The organism is Sulfuriferula thiophila, assembly GCF_003864975.1.
GTDB lineage: Bacteria > Pseudomonadota > Gammaproteobacteria > Burkholderiales > Sulfuriferulaceae > Sulfuriferula > Sulfuriferula thiophila.
Window position 1 is genome coordinate 181,874 of the sequence record NZ_BHGL01000003.1, and the last position, 19,382, is coordinate 201,255.

Here is a 19,382-nt window from a genome sequence, read left to right on the forward strand (position 1 = left end):
ACGCCGGGGCGTAACGTTTTTATTCACACCAATCAGACAGGAACAGGTGGCGCACGGGACTGGTAATGATACGGGGTGAGCAGTTGCTGACTGACGACAGGCTCAGCAATCTTTATGTGAGTGGTGGCGGTAGCCAGCCCTAAATCCGGCAGTACCGTGGGGATGTTATCCAGGGCGCTGATGACGCACAGATCACACAGCAGCTTATCCGCACCCGGCGTCTGTTTCTGCGATCCGCCATCGTGATACGGATGCACCACGCCATGCGCAGCCACCAACTGCTGCGACCATACCAGCAGCAGGGCAAGGATCAGTGCGATTCTGGAAAAGTGGCGATGGATAAACATGCCTGTCAGTTTAACTGATTAAGCTGACAATTTGCCTGCACCATAGGCATCATTAAAATCTTTCAGCATTTTCGGCACCAGGTCAGCCGCCAGATCAGCCACGATGAACACAAACCGGCTCTGATGATTATCATCTGGCCATTCCGGTAATTCGACTGGCGGTGAAAACACATGCCCGACTGCGTGCAACACGGTCGGACGCGGTTTGCCCTTGAGGTTGACGATGGCTTTCATGCGCAATACTGATTTACCGGCCTTCCACAGCAACATCTGCAATGCGGCGTGGATTGCATCCCATTCCAGCGGCTCGTCGAAGGTCATGCTGAACGAACGAATACGATCGTCATGCACCGCATCGCCCTGCGCTACCGGCTTGCCCAGCACGCTGGCGGTTGTTACCGGGCGATAGCGACTCAGTTTCAGCCATTCGTTGACATCGCTGATTTTGGTTTGCGGATTGTACAGCCCGGCATTCAGGATCAATGCCGGATCGATCGTACCGTGATCCGCTGCCAGTATCGGCGCGGCTGGATTGAGCGCCGCCAGACGGCTGCGCAATGCATCTACCATTGGCACACTCGCCAGATCGGTTTTAGTCAGCACCAGCCGGTCAGCCACAGCGACTTGCTTCACGGCTTCGAAATAGCTGTCCAGCTGCTGTTCGCCGAGTACGGCATCCACCGTGGTGACGACGCTGTTCAACACAAAGCGCGCGGCGATCCAGCGGTCGTTAATCAGCGTATCCAGCACCGGTGCCGGATCAGCGATACCGGTGGTTTCAATGATGACGCGCTCGAACTGCGGCAGGTCACCGCTTTTTGCCGCCATGAACAGGTTTTTCAGCGTTGGCGACAAGGAACCGACTACGCTGCAGCAGATACAACCGCCCTGCAACAACGCTAACGGGCCATCGGATTTTTGCAGCAACTGGTGATCCAGCCCGATCTCACCGAATTCATTCATGATGATCGCCGTGCGCGGCAATTGCTGGATCAGGTGGTTGAGCAGCGTGGTTTTACCGCTGCCCAGAAAACCGGTGAGCAGAGTAACGGGAATCAGGGCTGGAGGTGTTGGCGTGTTGGTCATTTAGAACTGCGGCAAAGAAAAGTAATGAGCCGCTATGATAATCCTAAATCTCTGATTATTGCGACGAGGCCACAAACGCATCCGCGTAAATATCATTTATTTTGGCTTTGGCCATGTAGGTTTTTTTTCTGGCCGCCTTGACCATATTCGGGTTGCCGCACAGATACACGCGCCAGCCGGTCAGATCCGGATGCGCTTCCAGCGCGACATCAACAGCACGTCCTGCATGGTAACCCGGCACGGTTTCCCCGCTGGAAATACACGGCGCATAGTGAAAATTCGGATGCTGGCTGGCCAGCTCGCGTAATTCGTCGACCAGATACAAGCCTGCCACATCGCGGCTGCCGTGATACAAATGGATGGCTCCGCCATGCTGCTGACTGAGTGCATCGCGCAGGATACCCATCAACGGCGCCAGACCCGAGCCGGTGCCGATTAACAACAGCGGCTGCTCCGGATCGCCGGGCAAATAGAAGCAAGAACCCAGCGGCGGACTGATATGCAGGCTGTCGCCCAGTTTCAGTTCGTCATGGATCCAGTTACTCATGCGCCCATCCGGCAAGCGCCGTACGTGCAGGCGCAAATAGCTATCTGCAGGCACGCTGGCCAGAGAATAGCTGCGCGAAAACGTTTCGTCGCGATACAGATTAATAAACTGCCCTGCGCGGTAATCCTTCAATGACGGGCAATCCAGCCCGACACACAGTATTTCATCATTGAGCTGGCGGATGGCGGTAACGGTTGCTGGCAACATCCGTTCACTGCTGTCGGCCAGGGTAATAGTCATGTCCTGCTCGGGTTGGCAGGAACATGCCAGGAAATAATTCAGTGCCTGTAACGTACTTTTCAAGCCATGCTGAGCAGCGCTCGGCACATTGGCATCGGCTGACTGCATCATGCAGCTTTGGCATACGCCGCTGCGGCAGGAAAACGGGACCGCAACACCCTGGCGCGTGAGCGCATCCAGCACGGTTTCGCCCGCTTCGCACTGATAAGTCACATCATTCAAGTATAATTGCGTCATGATATTGGATCCCTGTTTTAAATTACTTACCTAATACATCGTTGCGGGTAGTTTCGCAAACTGCGCCCACTTCTGCGATCAGCTCAGCGGGCACATTCAGTTCCTGCAATGACGCTACCAGATTTTCCACTACCGCATCAAAATGGCTGTCATTCAGGCCACGCGCAACCAGATGGGCATGACCTTTACGCATATCCGCACCGGAGTAATGCACCGGACCGCCGAAGGCCATGGTCAGGAATGCTTTCTGTTTTGCCGCCTGGCGTTCCATATCGACATCATCAAAGAAATCGCTGATACGGTCGTCGCTCAGTACACGACGATAAAATACGTCAACTGCTGCATTTACTGCTGCTTCGCCACCTAAACGCTCAAATAGATCATTACTCATTACGTCACTCCCGGTTAATGTAGTTAACTAAGTTAATAAGGTATATTAAAAATATATCTTATAAGGCAAAAAAACAGGTCTGTTCGACCCGAGTACGATGTAAAATCAGGCTAGTGCACGACCTATATAAGATACATCTTATATGCATGTTAATAAATACCTCATCCTCGTGTCAAGTAGTTTAGTGTTAAGGATTTTATGCAACTTACTCGCTATACCGATTATTCATTACGCGTACTGGTCTATCTCGGCATGAAAACCGAGCGTCTGGCCACGATTACCGAGCTCGCTGAATTTTATGCCATCTCCCGCAACCATCTGGTGAAGGTGGTGCATCATCTTGCCCAGCAAGGATTTATTCACACGTCGCGCGGCAAAAACGGGGGGATGACCTTGGCCCGTCCGGCACAGCAGATCCGAATTGGCGAAGTCGTGCGCTGCACTGAACCGAATTTTGAAATTGCCGAGTGCTTTAACCGTGCAACCAATCACTGTGTGCTGTCACCGGACTGCCGGCTGAAATCAATCTTGCAAGAAGCTAACCTGGCTTTTCTGGCGACGCTGGATCGCTATACCATTGCCGATGCCATCGCCAATCAGGGCTTTCTGGCCAGCTTGCTGCCTAAATCGACATGACCGCCTCTGTCGCCGCACTGCACTTGATGGCGAATCTGCACGACTGTGCCGCACCGGTGTTGATGGCCGATGCTGAAGCGTTGCGCAGTTATTGTTTGCAGCGGGTTGCTGACGCGAACTTAACCATAGTGGATGATAAGTTCCACCAGTTTAATGCAGGCAATGGCATCACTGGCGTGGTGCTGCTGGCAGAATCACACCTGGCAATTCATACCTGGCCGGAACGCGGCTATGTCACGCTGGATGTATTTGTATGCAATCTGCACTGCGATAACAATCACAAAGCCGAGCAGTTATTTAACGAGCTGATTTCGGCTTTTTCGCCTGCCAGCCAGCACACGTACCGGGTTAACCGCGATTAACCGGATACTCCCTGCCGTTTCAGGAATTCCTGCAGTATTTTCAAACGCATCAGGCTGTCGTTCATTTCCAGCAGATCCTGTTTGGCACTGGCTTTGATCGGCAGACTTTCAGCCAGCCGATAACCCAGCCAGGCTGCCTGTTCAGGATGCATGGGATTAGAAAAACGCGCCTCGCCCAATTCCTGCACGATGGTCTCAAACACGGTGGTGCACAGGCTATGTTCTTCGGTCACCAGCAGCGTGGGTTCGGCCGACAGCAAACTCACTTCTGCGGTAATCAGGCCGTCTTGACCCACTTCACTGGATTCGATCAAGAACCGCTGACCACCTTGCGCGGTAATATTGAGAATACCGAGTTGCGGCATATCCCAGTCGGCAATATGCGCCAGTGTGCCGACAGCGTAAGGTGTTGCCGGCGCACCCACTTCAGCGCCCGACTGAATCAGGCACACGCCAAATGCACTGTTGTCTTTCATGCAGGCTTTCGCCATATCCATATAGCGCGTCTCGAATATCTTCAGCGGCAACAGCCCATCGGGATACAGCACTGTCGTGAGCGGGAAAATCGGAATGCGCAGATGACGTACATTGTGCAGACGGTCAAACACTAAAGGCAGATTCTGTTTGAACCAATTCATACTTGTCCCCAACGAGCCATAAGTTGATGCGGAATGTGCAACTGATCGAGAATACGCGCGACGACAAAATTCACCATGTCTTCGATGCTTTGCGGATGATGGTAGAAGCCGGGATTAGGTGGCAGAATGACTACGCCCAGACGCGCCAGTTTCAGCATATTTTCCAGATGGATTGCCGAATACGGCGTTTCCCGCGGCACCAGTATCAGCTTGCGCTGTTCTTTAATACTGACATCGGCCGCCCGTTCGATCAGATTATCCGACATACCCTGCGCAATGGCCGCCAGCGTACCCATCGTGCATGGGCATACCACCATTGCATCCGCCGGATTCGACCCTGATGCCACTGGCGCAAACCACTCTTCACGCCCGAACACCCGCAATTGGCCAGGACGGGCAGCATACTGCGCGGTCAACAACGCTTCCAGCTCACTGGCACGACCCGGCAAGGTCAGATCCAGCTCCTGCTTCGCTACAATCTGCGCGGCGCTGGAGACTAGTAAGTAAACACTCACATCCGCCTCCAACAGACACGCAAGCAGGCGCATACCATAAGGCATACCCGATGCGCCGGTCAATGCCAGGGTAACGCTACGTGGCGGATTCATGTTGGCTATTTCCATGGTGAGAAGTTAACAGATACGCGGTAATGAGGCCGTTGCTGAGGCCGAACACCCAAGCTGCTGCGGCGAACACCGGGCTTAAATAAAACACATTGACTGTCGGCATCAGCCACAGCGAGACGATAGTGAGTTGCGCACCGACGTGGGCAAAGGCGGCAAGCACACTCAAACTGACTGCGCCAAAATAACGTTCCGGCAAGCCGCGCGCCAGCCACAGCACGGCAAGACTGGCAACGGCGCCGCCCAGACTGAGCATAAAACTCGGTGTCAGAAAACTGCCTAGCAAAATACTGCCGGCAACCACGCGCAATCCCGATACCCACACCGCGGTACGCAAGCCATATTGCTTGAGCACCAGCAGGGTAACGATATTGGCCAGGCCGGGTTTGACTCCCGGCAACGGCGACGGCAATGCGGCTTCCATCAGCATCAGCGCAATCGCCAGCGCTGCCAGATAAGCAATGCGATGATCTTCCGCAGTAGGTTTAATAGTTAAGACTGTCATAACGCCGCACTTGCCCTACGATTTCCACACTCACCTGATTGGGCAAACAAATGGCAGCCTCACCCTCATGACTGATCCAGCCCTGCCGTACACATAACTGACGCGGGCTGGGATCACTGCGTACCCGGGCACGCTGGTCGCGCACCTCTACCTGCGTCACACCTAATGGCCCAGGCACATTGACACTGAACGGCTGCTGCAGTGAGGCCGTTAAAAACACATCCCCACCGCGTTTAATTACCAGGTGCTGCCCCGGCGGACTCATCCAGTAATGCTTAGCCAGCGCTATCACAACCAGCAAGCCAAGCAATAGCACGCCCCAATCCCCGCGGCGTATTAACGCCATTGCCGACCAGGAAAACTTCACATCAATTCGCGATGGCGCACCAGCGTTTGCATACTGGTAGAAAATCGCGCAGCGAGCCGTTCACTCAGATACACGGAACGATGCTGCCCCCCGGTACACCCTATGGCCACCGTCAAATAAGCGCGGTTATCGCGCATGAAGCAAGGCAGCCATTTACGCACATAAGCCTCGATATCGTTCAGCATTTCCTGCACTTCGACAATGGGTTCCAGGAAGGCGATGACATCCTGATCGCGCCCGGTTTGCGGGCGTAACAGCGGGTCATAATGCGGATTAGGCAGGCAGCGCACATCGAACACGAAATCGGCATCCAGCGGTATACCGTGCTTGAAGCCGAACGAGGCAAACAGCAGCGTCAGCCGCGCATCTTGCAGCGAGATGATGTCTTTGATCCAGCTGCGCAAGGTATTGGCGGATAAGTCGCTGGTATCGATACGGTGCGCCAGTTGCGCAATGGGGTCCAGCAGGTCACGTTCCAGTGTAATAGCCTCAGGCAACGCGCAATGGTCATTACTGAGCGGATGACGGCGGCGGGTTTCCGAAAAACGCCGCACCAGCGTTTCGGTTTTCGATTCCAGGAACAACAGACGGAAATTCAGTTTCTGGCGCAACTGCTGAACCAGCGCGGGCAAATACTGATAAGAGTCGCCGCTACGCGCATCCACGCTGATGGCCACTTGCAGGTAACCATGATCGGCCAGAAACTGTATGGTTTCCTCCAGCAGCTTAGCCGGCAGGTTATCAATGCAGTAGTAACCGACGTCTTCGAGCACGTTTAGCGCAATACTTTTACCTGAGCCTGACAGGCCGCTGATCAATACCAACTGCATTTTATTCAACGCTGCATCCATGATTATTCGTTGGCCTCCATCAGTTTTTGCTGACGTGCAATAAACTCTTCGGCGCTGTTGATGCCACGCATGCGCAGAATGTGATTGCGAGTTGCGACTTCAACCAGCACGGCCAGGTTGCGACCTACCGCCACCGGGATACGCACCTTGGGAATTTCCACCCCTAAAATCGTTTCGGTCGAAGCATGCATGTCCAACCGCGATATTTGCTCCTGCACCGCGTCCGTAGGTGCTTTCAAATGCACGATGAGCTTGAGGTTTTTTTTCATCTTGACCGACAGCTCGCCAAACAGGGTACGGATATTCAGTATCCCCAGACCACGCACCTCAAGAAAATCCTGCAGCATGGCCGGACATTGCGCTTCCAGCGTGTCGGGCGCTACCTTATAGAAATCCACCACATCATCTGCAATCAGGCGATGCCCGCGCGTAATCAGCTCCAGCGCCAATTCGCTTTTACCCGCCGAAGACTCCCCGGTCAGCAACACGCCGATGCCATTTACCTCCAGCATAACCCCGTGCAAATGGACGGAATCCGCCAGTGCATTGGTCAAATAGTGCGACAGCACCGCCATCAGTTCCGGACTGGCTTGTGGAGAAGTAAATAGCGGCGTCTTGGTACGTAACGAGGCATCCAGCAAGGGGACTGGAACCGGCTCGCCATTCGCTACAATCACTGCAGCCAATTCGGTAGAAAACAGATTGCCTACCGCGTGCTGCAAACCCTCTTCACCTAGTTGGCGCAGGTAATCCATTTCGGCACAGCCCAGCACCTGCACGCGATTAGGATGCACAAAGTTCAGATGACCAACCAGCGCCAGCGAGGGTTTTTGTACCGTATCGCCGACTAACTGCTTATCTCCACCTGCCTGTCCCGATACCCAGGTCAATGCCAGAGTCTGGGACAGTGCGGCAAACATCCGGCTGACTGGAATAGAGTTAGTCATGATTATCAGGGCTGCCAGTTACGAATGAGGTTTAATACGCTATCGCTGTCTACACTCGTCATGAGTGCATCACGTAAGGATTTATTGCTGAATAATTGTGCCAGTTCACCCAGAATCTGCAAGTGCAAATCGGTTGCCTGCATGGGGACGAACAGGATAAAAACAAGTTTGACCGGCAGTTGATCCGGCGCATCAAAATCAATAGAGGGATTCAGCCTGACAAATACACCCATTGCGGATTTTAAGCCCTTGATCCTACCGTGCGGGATGGCAATGCCTTGTCCCAATCCGGTTGAGCCCAGTTTTTCCCGGGCAATAAGACTATCCAGTATAACCTGAGGAACAACCCCCAGCTCACTACCAAATAATTGACCAACGTATTCAAAAAGTCGTTTTTTACTCCCCATCTCGACATCGAGCAGGATATTCGAGACGGAGAGGAGTGGTGCTATCTGATTCATTGAGACTTATTCTTGCTCAATCACCGCTTGGTGCTTGATACCGCCATTGGCTTGATGCGACGAACTGAGTTTTTCTTTATGTTTGAGAACTTGGCGGTCTAACTTATCGGCCAAGCTATCAATAGCGGCATACATGTCCGGCTCTTCAACCTGTACAAAAATATCTTTGCCGCTCAGGTGCACGTTAGCCTCGACAACGTGCTTCAATTTTTCGACTGTCATGATGACGTTAACGTCGATTACATGATCAAAATGGCGTTTCATGCGATCAATTTTGGAGGTTACATAATCGCGAATCGCTGGTGTGATTTCCAGATGATGGCCGGTAATTGTTAGGTTCATGACGTTCCCTTTCGCTTGCTGGTTATAGCGCTTTGCGCTGGTTGGCGGGCGGAATTTGCAAGGATTCACGGTATTTTGCAATAGTACGACGCGCTACTACGATACCTTGCTGACCGAGAACCTCAGCAATTTGCCCGTCGGATAAAGGCTTCTTGGTATTTTCTGCACTGATCAGTTGTTTAATTAACGCACGAATTGCCGTTGCCGAGCAAGCGCCACCTGCATCAGTATTTACATGGCTACCAAAAAAGTATTTTAATTCAAAGATGCCGCGCGGCGTCATCATGAACTTTTGTGTGGTCACTCGCGATACGGTGGATTCATGCAACTCCACCACCTCTGCAATCTCGCGCAATACCAGCGGACGCATCGCTACTTCACCGTGCTCAAAGAAATGGCGCTGCCGGTCAACGATGCTCTGGGTCACGCGCAATATGGTGTCAAAACGCTGCATGATATTCTTGATCAGCCATTTGGCTTCTTGCAGCTGCCCGGCTAACTGCTGATGATTGGCATCGCGGTTACGCGACAGGATATCCGCGTACATTTGATTGATACGCAATTTCGGCATAGCGTCAGGATTAAGCGTTGCAATCCACAACCCTTTGACTTTATTGACAATAACATCAGGAATAATATAACGCGTATCGGAAATCCCGAAGGCTTCACCGGGACGCGGATTGAGATGGGTAATGAGCTCCCGCGCCGCACGCAGCGCCTCATCGTCACAGTGATACTTGCGTTTCAGCCCGGCATAATCATGCGCGCCCAGCGCGGCAAGGTCTTGCGCCACTATACGCAACGCCAATGCCAGATGCGGGGTAATCTCGGGTAACGCATGCAACTGCAATGCCAGGCACTCCGCCAGATCCCGTGCGCCCACACCTGTAGGCTCAAGGTTTTGCAAATTCTTAAGCGCAATCTGTAATTCATCCAGCTCTACTTCCAGCTCATCCGGCAACATTTCCGCGATGTCTTCCAGGCTCTGGGTCAGATATCCGCTCTCGTTCAACGCATCAATCAACAACAATACCAGTCGCTTATCCCGCTCCAGCAGAGGTGTAAGATTGAGCTGCCAGATTAAATGATCACGCAGGCTGAGGCTGTCCAGAGACGATGTCTGCGGCTCGAACTCATCATCCTCGGTGTCATCACCTGAACCATAATTGGCTGACTCATTCCAGTCCAGCTCGGTCAGTTCACGTTGTGCGGGTTCGGCAGGTGTTTCCGTTGTGGATTCGGTATTGCTGGAAGTGGTCGGCTCGTATTCCGGGCTACGCATACTGCTATCGTCAATCGCATCTACCCGCTCCAGCAATGGATTTTCCTGCACCATCAACTCCAGCTCCTGATTAAGTTCGAGCGTCGACAGTTGCAGCAATCGGATAGACTGCTGCAACTGCGGCGTGAGCGTCAGGTGCTGTGATAGTTTAAGTTGTAGACCTTGCTTCATAATTATTGATTAAAGACGAAAATGCTCACCCAGGTAAACTTTACGTACGCTTTCATTATGAATGATTTCTTCCGGCTTGCCAGCAGCCAATACCGTCCCATCATTAATAATATAAGCGCGATCGCATATTCCCAAAGTTTCACGTACATTGTGGTCGGTGATTAAAATACCAATACCGCGTTCGGTCAGAAACCGGATCAGCTTCTGAATATCTATCACCGCGATAGGGTCAATACCGGCAAACGGCTCGTCCAGCAGCACGAAGCGCGGATTCATTGCCAGCGCTCGCGCGATCTCGACACGCCGCCGCTCACCGCCTGACAGACTCATTGCCGCGGCATCGCGCAAATGCGCCACATGCAAATCTTCCAGCAGGTCTTCCAGATGCTGTTCAATTTCGGCTGCGCTGTAATTTTTCAGTTCCAGAATGGCGCGGATGTTTTGCGCCACGGTCAATTTGCGGAAAATAGAGGCTTCCTGCGGCAAATAGCTCAAACCCAGTGCGGCACGCCGATGTATCGGCATCACCCCCAGATCGTGCTCATCCAGCTGAATCTCCCCACCATCCAGCTTGACCAGACCGACGATCATATAAAAACAGGTGGTTTTACCTGCGCCGTTAGGGCCGAGCAAGCCGACAACCTCACCACTGTTGACGCTAATCGACACGTCTTTTACCACCAGACGCGATTTGTAGCTTTTTTTCAGATGCAGCGCCTTGAGTTCACTCATCGCGGCTTACTCACGTGCAGGTTGCAAACTACCCGCAGGCTGCAACGGTAAAGACGGGGTCTGCGCAGCTTCGCCTGCGCCTTTCAGTTTGGGCCGGATCACAGCATGCACACGGCTAGGGGTTGCCCCTGGCGTTTTCACGGCATTCGGATCATTTTTCACTTCAAAGAATTCGGTAATCGTGTTGTAGTTCATGGTATTGCCACGCAATTCATCTGCGCCTTTTTTCAGCCGGGCGTTGCCCGTCAGCAGCACGGTATTCTGCTTGCTGTCCATATCGATGCGATTGGCATACCCTTCGACATACTCATCCACGTTGTCACGTTTTTGCCGGAAATACACCTGATTGCCAAATGCAGTAGCCTTGCTGAATCCTTCGCCATCCTGACGCACTTCTATGCGATCCGCCCGTAGCACCATAGTGCCCTGGAGCAGGGACACATTACCTACATAGACACTTACCTTATGCAGGTCGTCCACAGTAACACTATCGGCTTCAAGATTGACCGGCTTGCTGCGATCAGCCAGCTCCGCCAGCGCAGGCTGTGCAGAAAACAGTAGCAGACCAATGGATACGAATATAGATTTCTTAAATAGGTTCATAACGCGCTTTGACACGATGAGTAAGCTGTAAAATTTGAGTTTGATTGTTTAATTCTAACCCACCTGCGGTCATTTTTATGGATTTACCTTGCACCAGCACCGGCCGATCAGTGCGCATTATCCGTTGATCAGGTATCGCTTCCAGGTATTCCGTGGTCAATGTCATCGGCCCTTGCGCATCACGCGCATCCCGGACCAGCACCACATGCCCGATAAAATTGACCTGTTTGCCCTGCGCCGTGACCAACGCCCGTGTCGAACGGATATCCGCACTGCCTTGCTGATCATCATTCGCAACCAGATGCGGCTTGGTTAACTGTGTCGTATCGTCATCCAGATAATGCTCGGCACGATCCGCATGCAGAGTATAAATCACCTGCCCGGCAAGATTGGTACGCGAAACCATAAAGCGCTCGATCATATAATCCGCAATATGCAGACCGCTACCCAACACACCCGGCTGGGTAGTATTCACGGCAAATTGCAGCCACGCACTCAAGCCCGCCAGTACCGCAATAATGGCCAATGGAAACCAGTATAGCGGACGACTATTCATCGCACGTATTCCGCCAGCAACGCTGCATAATGCCCTTGTGCCTTCATGATGAATTCACACGCTTCGCGCACCGCACCGTGCCCACCTTCACGCTGGGTGATCAGATGCGCATATTGCTGCACTTCGCATGGCGCGGCAGGTACGCTGACAGCCAGACCGCAACGCGTCATGATCGGCAAATCAATCACATCATCACCCATGTAGGCAGTTTGCGCCATTTGCAGGCCCAGTTTTTCCAGCAAATGCAGGTACGCTTCCAGTTTGTTCTCCACCCCTTGATACACATGATGGATACCCAGGTTTTTCGCCCGGTGCGCAACCACCTGAGAATTCCGCCCGGTGATAATCGCAATGTCGACACCTGTTTGTCTGAGCATTTTCAGACCGTGCCCATCCAGCGAGTTGAATGCCTTATATTCTTTGCCGTCGTCACTAAAATACAGACTGCCATCCGTCATGACACCATCGATGTCGAAAATGGCGAGTTTGACCGGTACCGCGCGGTGATGTGCTTCGTTCATATACTGTTCTTTTCCGTTAAACCACGCCGGCACGCAACAGGTCCAGCATATTCAATGCACCCACCAGCTTACCCGCATCGTCGACCACTAACAGGCCATTGATATTATGACTTTGCATCTTTTCCACCGCAGCAACAGCCAACTGATCGGGACTGATACTGCGCGGGTTAACTGTCATCACTTCACGCGCACTGGCCAGACGCACATCGATCGCTTTTTCCAGCACACGCCGCAAATCGCCGTCGGTAATAATCCCGACCACATGCCGGGCATCATCGACCACTGCTGTCATGCCCAGCCCTTTACTGGTCATTTCCAGTAAAGCCGCTGGCAACAAGGCCGTTTCCGACACCAAAGGCAACGCATTACCATGATGCATAATATCGCGTACATGCACCAATAACTTCCGCCCCAACGAACCACCGGGGTGGGTACGGGCAAAATCTTCCGAACCGAATCCGCGTGCTTCCAGTAAAGCAATCGCCAATGCGTCACCCAATGCCAATGCGGCAGTGGTGCTTGCAGTAGGCGCCAGATTAAGCGGACAGGCTTCCTGTGCCACGCTGGCATCCAGATGCACATCGGCCTCGCGCGCCAGCGTAGAATTCGGGTTGCCGGTCATCGCGATCAGCCGTGCGCCACGGCGCTTGATCAACGGCACAATCGCCGTCAACTCGGCGCTCTCACCAGAATTAGACAACGCAATGCATACATCCTCATGCGTAATCATGCCCAGATCGCCGTGACTGGCTTCACCCGGGTGCACAAAGAATGCCGGCGTCCCGGTGCTGGCAAGGGTTGCGGCAATTTTACCACCCACATGCCCGGACTTGCCCATGCCGCTGACAACCACGCGCCCGCGGCATTCCAGTATCAACGCCATTGCATCGATAAACTGCTGATCCAGACGATCACGCATCGCCATCACAGCGTCCGCTTCTATGGTCAACACTCTCTTCGCCAAACTTAACGCGGCAACCGCATCAAATTTAACAACAGGTAAATTAGGCATAATCATCAAACATCTTAATTAGAATGCGTATTTTACCTCATAAACGCATTTGGATAAGCCTAATACGACAGCCAAGGCTTGCGGCAACACCAACTTGTCTCTAATCTTGAGGCTATGCACTCTACTCTTGGCCTTGTTATCCTGTTATTAGCCGCTGCCGTCGTGGTATCGGCGCTGTTTCGCGCATGGCGACTGCCGTCCATGCTCGGCTTCCTGCTGGTCGGCATTTTAATGGGGCCGCATACGCTAAACTGGATTCCCGATACACCTGAAACGCGCCATCTGGCTGAGTTCGGCGTGGTTTTCCTGATGTTCAGCATCGGTCTGGAGTTCAGCCTGCCTAAACTCAACGCCATCCGCACCACGGTATTAGGCTTTGGCGGCGCCCAGGTACTGAGCTTCATCCTCATAGTCATACTGATTGCCACTGGCGTGGGCCTTCCCTGGACCGCCGGTCTGGCGCTCGGCGGTGCACTGGCGATGTCCTCTACCGCCATCGTCAGCAAAATGCTGGCCGAACGACTGGCGCTCCAGTCCGAACACGGACGGCAGATGATCGCGGTGCTGCTATTCCAGGATCTGGCCGTGGTGCCATTGCTCATTCTCACCCCCACTCTGGCTTTGGGCGGAGACCAGCTCTGGCAAGCCCTGCTGGGCGCCAGCGCCAAAGCCGCGCTGGTATTGGTGCTACTGCTGTTCGTCGGCCAGAAACTGATGCGCCCATGGTTTAGCTGGGTGGCAAGTCACAAGTCCTCCGAACTGTTCATGCTCAATGTGTTACTGATTACGCTGGGCCTGGCCTATCTCACCGACCAGGCCGGCCTGTCCCTGGCGCTGGGCGCCTTTCTGGCCGGCATGCTGATCTCGGAAACCGAATTCCGCTATCAGGTAGAAGATGACATCAAACCATTCCGCGATGTGTTGCTGGGCTTGTTCTTTATCACCATCGGCATGTTGCTGGATTTGCATGAAGTGTGGCGCCACTGGGCGTGGGTCAGCCTGATTCTGGTCGCGCTGATACTGAGCAAGACCGCTATTGTCTGGAGCATAGGACGCGCCTTCGGCAACGAGTCGCCTGTTGCTACCCGCACTGCGCTGGGTCTGGCGCAAGCAGGAGAGTTTGGTTTTGTACTACTGGCGCAAGCCGGCGGGCTGGGATTGATCGGCGGCACGCCGCTACAAGTCGTGCTCGCAGCGATGGTGCTATCGATGATGCTGGCACCGCTTATTATCCAGCACTCCGATGCTATCACCCGCCGCCTGTGTGGTGCCGAGTGGGCAGGACGCGCCCGTGAACTGCACGACATCGCCATCAAGAGCATGGGCGCCGACGGACATTTGATTGTGTGCGGTTATGGACGCAGCGGGCAAAGTCTGGCCAGACTGCTGGAGTCTGAAGATATCGCCTATATCGCGCTGGATGCCGACCCTTCCCGGGTCAAGGCTGCCTCAGCGGCAGGTGAAACCGTGGTGTTCGGTGATGCGTCACGCCGTGAAGTATTGATGGCCGCCGGACTTAATCGCGCCCGCGGCATGGTCATCACCTTTGCCGACCTGCACGCCGCCATGAAGATACTGGGGCTGGTGCAGGAAATCCGGCCGGATTTGCCTGTAATTGTACGTACGCTGGATGAAACCGATCTGGATAATCTCAAGCAGGCTGGTGCCGCCGCTGTCGTGCCGGAAGTGCTGGAAGGTTCGCTGATGCTGGCATCGCACGCACTGTTGTTACTGGGCGTGCCATTGAGCCGGGTATTGAAAAAACTGCGCAATGTGCGAGAACAACGCTACGGTTTGTTACGTGGTTTCTTTCGTGGCGCAACCGATGAAGACGCCCAGCTCAGCGAAACCGCCCAGCCGCGTCTGCTCTCGGTGCTTATCACCGAGCAGGCTGCGGCCGCAGGCAAGACCATCGCCGAAACCGAGCTAGCCGAACTGGAAGTAGAAGTACTGGTGGTCCGCCGCCGCAATATTCGCGGCCTGGATCCGCAGCCCGACATGCAGATACTGGCGGGCGATGTGCTGGTATTGCGCGGTATCCCGGAGAATCTGGCTACCGCGGAAATCCAGTTATTGCAAGGTTAAATGTTTTTGCAGACTACGTATACATTGGTGCCATCATCAACGTAATTCGTTGTAGGCGGATCCGTTATCGCTGGAGCATTACCTGTTCCTGCACTAACAACAGCTTTAACTTGCCCGGTTGTGGCATCACCATCATCAAACTGGCTGTCTACCGCTTGCGCGATTTTTGCCGGCAGATTCGATGAGCACACCACTAAACCGGCAAAACCCAATGCACCATTCTGCACACCGGTAATACCTGAGGCCGCATTTTGAGGGGGCGATTTATCTGTTGTGGCACCTGCTATCAATCCTGATAAACGCAAATGCTGCCAAAAATATGCGGCCTCGGATGCTCCATTGGTACTATTATAACTTCCTTGAACAGCGCCGTCGCCATCACCATTTTTTGTTCCAGTCCAGCGAGTCGCCGCATTAGGATCATCCCCAGGAATCGCCCGATACCGGTCCTGATAGGCATAATAAGCCGCCGACGTGCCATTAAAGTCATTCACCACATTCCGGATTTTGGCCTGGGTGATCAACTCCTGCCCCTTGAGTATCCCGCCCAGCAACAATCCGACTATCACCAGTACGATCGCGATTTCGATCAATGTAAATCCGCTTTGCTGCTTAGTGCCGACCATCTGCATACTCCCTACCTTTAAGTTATTATTGATATTTTGTTATATTTGTATAAGCAAAAAACACACCAAATTTTAACATGTCAATAAGCTAAAAATACCACACTCCGTTTCAAAACGCATTACCACAACGGTCAAATATCGCCATAAATGACGATATTTCAATACGCGCATCGCAATCGTACCCATAACACAAGAACCATGGAACGCGATAAACTGGCACAATACGTGCAGCAAGTAAGCACACAACCCTGCCGCGCGAGCTTAATATCATAATTCCAAATAATTAATGAAAATATTACCCTCACTTAACGCCATACCTGCCGACCGCTGGCTGGGCATTATGTTGCTGACACTCCATAGCGCAATTGCGTTTGGCCTGGACAGCTACTGGACGCGCGGGTTTTTATTGCTGCATTACGGCGCTTTTTTATTCTGGCAACCTTTGCTCTCCGACATCAAATCCAGCAACCCACGCATTATTACCATGATCATTGTCAGCGCCGGCTTGCTGATATTACTGGACTGGTGGCTAATCGCGCTCTGGATTGCAGCACTGATTGGCCTGATCGGCGCAAATGCCGTTGCAATTCGCACCCGCCGGCAACGCTGGATATACACACTGGCACTGACCTATTTACTCGCCATTCTGGTGGCCTGGGTCATGCTGCAAATTTTCCACTCTGGCACATTGCCGCCCATATTGCTGTATACGATACGGTTTGGCTTGCTGGCATTACCATTAGCAATATTATTGATACGCCCTAGCCAGACCGAGCTCAAAGCGTTAAGCGTGGTCGATGTTTTTTATGGCCTGATGCTGTTTTTATTAATACTGGTTCTGGTATTGGGCAGCTTTACTGTCGTTGCCGTAACAGGGATGCCTTATTTACAGGCACTCATGCTCACTCTGTTTACACTGGCTTCCATCCTGCTACTGCTCAGCTGGCTGTGGAATCCGCACGCCGGATTCGGCGGGTTAGGGCAAATGCTTTCGCGCTATCTGCTGACGGTCGGACTGCCATTTGAGCAATGGATTGCACAATTGGCCAAATTTGCCGATAACGAAACCGAACCTCAGCACTTTATCCAGCAGTCGGTAGCGCACCTCTCTACGTTACCCTGGCTGACGGGTGTCAGCTGGCGTACTGATAAGCTACATGCGTTAATCGGGGCAGCTACATCGCACCAGTTTACCTATAGCCACCACCAACTGACGCTGAACTGGTACACCCCGCGCCCGCTTTCCCCGGCATTGCAAATTCATGCTCGCCTGCTCTCGGAGTTGCTCAGCTATTTTTACGAAGCCAAATTACGCGAACAGCAATTACGCCATAATGCTTACAGCCAATGCGTACATGAAACAGGCGCACGACTGACGCATGATGTAAAAAACCTACTGCAGTCAATGAACACCCTGGTTTCCGCAGCGCAATCCAGCGAACCCGATCAGGCTGATGCGCTACTGGCACTCATGCAACGCCAGTTACCCCAAGTAACCCAACGCTTGCAAAACACGCTCGACAAGCTGCAAACGCCGCAACAAATCGACAGTCAACTGATTGCAGCATCGGCATGGTGGTCACAACTGACTGCACGCTACAGCCATTGCAATGTCATCTTCGACACACCATTCATCGCTTATGACTGGGAATTACCACAAGATTTATTCGATAGCGTAGCAGACAATTTAATCGCCAACGCCCAGCGCAAACAACAGCAGGATGCATCCATACGCATCTCCGTACATCTGGTGTGCGCGGAGAAAAACACCCTTAGCGTCTGTGATTCAGGCGATCCCGTACCTGAATCTATCGCACCATACTTATTGGAAGCGCCGATAAATTCGGAGCATGGCCTGGGCATAGGCTTGTATCAGGCAGCAAAACAGGCCGAACAAAACGGCTATACGCTGCAATTAACGGACAACCAGCCAGGTGCGGTATGCTTTGCCTTAAGTTCGGCGACCTAGAGCAACAAGAAACAGCTTGCCGCAACCACAGTAGGTGGCAGCGCACCCAACAGCAACCCCATGGCGCCAATCGACTGATCCTGAAATCCTTGCCGGAGCAAGGTCACTCCGGCAGGATTGGGGGCATTGGCAATTACCGTTAAGCCTCCGCCCGTTACCGCACCCGCTACCAGCATATACTTGGCCGGATCAGACATGCCCTCTATCAAAGAACCCAGATAGGTCAAAGCCGCATTATCGGTAATTGCAGTTAAGGCTACCGTACCAAAGAACAGACTCAATGGCGCCAGACTGGAAACGATAGGCTGCAACCACCATTGCTGCATTCCACCCAAGATCACCAGACCCGCCAGAAAAAATCCGACCAGCAAACCCTCTTTCAAAATCAAGGGAGCCTGATATTGCGAATAGGCTTGGGTATAACCTAAAAAGAACAGAAAGAGACTGATAAAGATGACCGGATGATGCGCAAATACCACCACACCGGCTAAAAATACCGCATGAATCAAGCCGACGAATACCGGCACCCGCTGCTCATCCGTCTCCGGTATCTTTTTGACCAACAGATACTTATGCAGCATGAACGTCAGCGCCGTCGCGTTCACCACCACAGCCAGCGCCGCTTTCCAGCCAAACTGGCTGAACATGAACAAGCTGTCCCAGTGCCATCCGGCTGCCACCATCAGTACTGGCGGCGCGGCATAACTGGTCAGCGTGCCGCCAATAGACACGTTCACAAATAATCCACCCAGAGCCGCATACTTCAGATATTCCGGCACGGCGGCATTGAATACAGGACGATACAGCATCAATGCCGCCAACGTCATCGCTGCCGGTTCAGTAATGAGCGAGCCAAATAACGGCACCGCAGCCAGACTCAGCCATACCTGCACCGACAATGTCGGTAACGGCAGCAAGCGCGCAGCAGACTGTATAGCGGATTCAAGCCAGTACAATATCGGCCTGGAAGCAGCCACCACCATTACCACAAACACAAACAATGGCTCCGTATACTGTTTGCTCTCAACATACACTATTGCCGCATGGCCATCAGCAATGACAGCCATCGCCACCACCATCACCATTGCCCAGAAACCGAACACTACCTCCACCTCACCCAGCAGATGGAAGATGCCCGCATGCGCAGGATAGCGATGCGCCAAGCGCTCAAATCCTTTTACCGAAAAGGTATGCACCAATGCCAAACCGAATAAAACCGCAGAAACCAGTTGCAACGTCGTCATA

24 protein-coding genes are annotated in these 19,382 nt (G+C 53.0%); 4 read left to right on the forward strand and 20 right to left on the reverse strand.

Features of this window, described 5'->3' with window-relative positions:
- Positions 1-32: 32 nt before the first annotated feature.
- The 4 genes from EJE49_RS01985 to EJE49_RS02000 are packed head-to-tail and all read right to left on the reverse strand — an operon-like array spanning position 33 to position 2,848.
- The gene (locus EJE49_RS01985) at positions 33-347 is read right to left on the reverse strand and encodes a hypothetical protein (RefSeq protein WP_124948726.1); all 315 of its coding nucleotides are present in this window, start codon (positions 345-347) and stop codon (positions 33-35) included.
- A gap of 18 nt (positions 348-365) precedes the next feature.
- Entirely contained in the window at positions 366-1,433 is a 1,068-nt protein-coding gene (locus EJE49_RS01990) for a CobW family GTP-binding protein (RefSeq protein ID WP_124948727.1), read from the reverse strand.
- A 55-nt stretch (positions 1,434-1,488) separates the two neighbouring features.
- On the reverse strand, positions 1,489-2,457 hold the full coding sequence (locus EJE49_RS01995) for a 2Fe-2S iron-sulfur cluster-binding protein (protein ID WP_124948728.1): 969 nt from the start codon (positions 2,455-2,457) through the stop codon (positions 1,489-1,491).
- A 22-nt stretch (positions 2,458-2,479) separates the two neighbouring features.
- On the reverse strand, positions 2,480-2,848 hold the full coding sequence (locus EJE49_RS02000; RefSeq protein WP_124948729.1) for a group I truncated hemoglobin: 369 nt from the start codon (positions 2,846-2,848) through the stop codon (positions 2,480-2,482).
- Positions 2,849-3,046: 198 nt separating this feature from the next.
- Here EJE49_RS02000 and EJE49_RS02005 point away from each other — a divergent pair, with 198 nt between their 5' ends.
- Complete coding sequence (locus EJE49_RS02005; RefSeq protein ID WP_124948730.1) at positions 3,047-3,484, forward strand: Rrf2 family transcriptional regulator; 438 nt, start codon at positions 3,047-3,049, stop codon at positions 3,482-3,484.
- Positions 3,481-3,846 carry an adenosylmethionine decarboxylase gene (gene speD, locus EJE49_RS02010; RefSeq protein WP_124948731.1) on the forward strand — a complete coding sequence of 122 codons (366 nt, stop codon included), beginning with the start codon at positions 3,481-3,483 and terminating at the stop codon, positions 3,844-3,846. The genes EJE49_RS02005 and speD overlap by 4 nt, the downstream gene beginning before the upstream one ends.
- Here the strand turns inward: speD and EJE49_RS02015 are convergent.
- Genes EJE49_RS02015 through EJE49_RS02080 form a run of 14 tightly spaced genes read right to left on the reverse strand, consistent with a single transcriptional unit; the run spans position 3,843 to position 13,457 of the window.
- Entirely contained in the window at positions 3,843-4,484 is a 642-nt protein-coding gene (locus EJE49_RS02015; RefSeq protein ID WP_124948732.1) for an LON peptidase substrate-binding domain-containing protein, read from the reverse strand. The two genes, speD and EJE49_RS02015, sit on opposite strands and share 4 nt — an antisense overlap.
- Positions 4,481-5,092 carry a flavin prenyltransferase UbiX gene (locus EJE49_RS02020; protein WP_124948806.1) on the reverse strand — a complete coding sequence of 204 codons (612 nt, stop codon included), beginning with the start codon at positions 5,090-5,092 and terminating at the stop codon, positions 4,481-4,483. The genes EJE49_RS02015 and EJE49_RS02020 overlap by 4 nt, the downstream gene beginning before the upstream one ends.
- On the reverse strand, positions 5,076-5,612 hold the full coding sequence (locus EJE49_RS02025; protein WP_124948733.1) for a Gx transporter family protein: 537 nt from the start codon (positions 5,610-5,612) through the stop codon (positions 5,076-5,078). Before EJE49_RS02025 ends, EJE49_RS02020 begins: the two co-directional genes overlap by 17 nt.
- Positions 5,593-5,979, reverse strand: a complete 387-nt coding sequence (locus EJE49_RS02030; RefSeq protein WP_223246696.1) for a NusG domain II-containing protein — start codon at positions 5,977-5,979, stop codon at positions 5,593-5,595. Before EJE49_RS02030 ends, EJE49_RS02025 begins: the two co-directional genes overlap by 20 nt.
- Positions 5,976-6,809: an RNase adapter RapZ gene (gene rapZ / locus EJE49_RS02035; RefSeq protein WP_124948808.1), complete on the reverse strand. Its 834-nt coding sequence runs from the start codon at positions 6,807-6,809 to the stop codon at positions 5,976-5,978. The genes EJE49_RS02030 and rapZ overlap by 4 nt, the downstream gene beginning before the upstream one ends.
- A 23-nt stretch (positions 6,810-6,832) precedes the next feature.
- Positions 6,833-7,777 (reverse strand): HPr(Ser) kinase/phosphatase, encoded by a 945-nt coding sequence (gene hprK, locus EJE49_RS02040; protein ID WP_124948734.1) that lies wholly within the window; start codon positions 7,775-7,777, stop codon positions 6,833-6,835.
- 5 nt (positions 7,778-7,782) lie between these two features.
- A complete protein-coding gene (locus tag EJE49_RS02045) occupies positions 7,783-8,238 on the reverse strand; it encodes a PTS sugar transporter subunit IIA (RefSeq protein WP_124948735.1) in 456 nt (151 codons plus the stop codon).
- A gap of 6 nt (positions 8,239-8,244) precedes the next feature.
- Positions 8,245-8,580, reverse strand: coding sequence for a ribosome hibernation-promoting factor, HPF/YfiA family (gene hpf, locus EJE49_RS02050; RefSeq protein WP_124948736.1), 336 nt, complete (start codon positions 8,578-8,580; stop codon positions 8,245-8,247).
- 22 nt (positions 8,581-8,602) lie between these two features.
- Positions 8,603-10,033, reverse strand: coding sequence for an RNA polymerase factor sigma-54 (locus EJE49_RS02055; RefSeq protein ID WP_124948737.1), 1,431 nt, complete (start codon positions 10,031-10,033; stop codon positions 8,603-8,605).
- A 9-nt stretch (positions 10,034-10,042) separates the two neighbouring features.
- The gene (gene lptB / locus EJE49_RS02060) at positions 10,043-10,765 is read right to left on the reverse strand and encodes an LPS export ABC transporter ATP-binding protein (RefSeq protein ID WP_124948738.1); all 723 of its coding nucleotides are present in this window, start codon (positions 10,763-10,765) and stop codon (positions 10,043-10,045) included.
- Between the two features lie 6 nt (positions 10,766-10,771).
- Positions 10,772-11,368: a lipopolysaccharide transport periplasmic protein LptA gene (gene lptA, locus EJE49_RS02065; protein WP_124948739.1), complete on the reverse strand. Its 597-nt coding sequence runs from the start codon at positions 11,366-11,368 to the stop codon at positions 10,772-10,774.
- On the reverse strand, positions 11,355-11,924 hold the full coding sequence (lptC, locus tag EJE49_RS02070; protein ID WP_124948740.1) for an LPS export ABC transporter periplasmic protein LptC: 570 nt from the start codon (positions 11,922-11,924) through the stop codon (positions 11,355-11,357). Before lptC ends, lptA begins: the two co-directional genes overlap by 14 nt.
- Complete coding sequence (locus EJE49_RS02075; RefSeq protein WP_124948741.1) at positions 11,921-12,445, reverse strand: KdsC family phosphatase; 525 nt, start codon at positions 12,443-12,445, stop codon at positions 11,921-11,923. Before EJE49_RS02075 ends, lptC begins: the two co-directional genes overlap by 4 nt.
- A 16-nt stretch (positions 12,446-12,461) precedes the next feature.
- A complete protein-coding gene (locus tag EJE49_RS02080) occupies positions 12,462-13,457 on the reverse strand; it encodes a KpsF/GutQ family sugar-phosphate isomerase (RefSeq protein ID WP_124948742.1) in 996 nt (331 codons plus the stop codon).
- A 114-nt stretch (positions 13,458-13,571) separates the two neighbouring features.
- Here EJE49_RS02080 and EJE49_RS02085 point away from each other — a divergent pair, with 114 nt between their 5' ends.
- Positions 13,572-15,542, forward strand: a complete 1,971-nt coding sequence (locus EJE49_RS02085; protein ID WP_124948743.1) for a monovalent cation:proton antiporter family protein — start codon at positions 13,572-13,574, stop codon at positions 15,540-15,542.
- On the opposite strand, the gene EJE49_RS02090 is transcribed toward EJE49_RS02085, so the two are convergent.
- Positions 15,539-16,168, reverse strand: coding sequence for a prepilin-type N-terminal cleavage/methylation domain-containing protein (locus tag EJE49_RS02090; protein ID WP_189941608.1), 630 nt, complete (start codon positions 16,166-16,168; stop codon positions 15,539-15,541). The genes EJE49_RS02085 and EJE49_RS02090 overlap by 4 nt on opposite strands.
- Positions 16,169-16,454: 286 nt before the next feature.
- Between EJE49_RS02090 and EJE49_RS02095 the strand changes: the two genes are divergently transcribed.
- Positions 16,455-18,137: an ATP-binding protein gene (locus EJE49_RS02095; RefSeq protein ID WP_124948745.1), complete on the forward strand. Its 1,683-nt coding sequence runs from the start codon at positions 16,455-16,457 to the stop codon at positions 18,135-18,137.
- Here EJE49_RS02095 and EJE49_RS02100 read toward each other — a convergent pair.
- Positions 18,134-19,381 (reverse strand): putative Na+/H+ antiporter, encoded by a 1,248-nt coding sequence (locus EJE49_RS02100; RefSeq protein ID WP_124948746.1) that lies wholly within the window; start codon positions 19,379-19,381, stop codon positions 18,134-18,136. The two genes, EJE49_RS02095 and EJE49_RS02100, sit on opposite strands and share 4 nt — an antisense overlap.
- Position 19,382 lies beyond the last annotated feature (1 nt).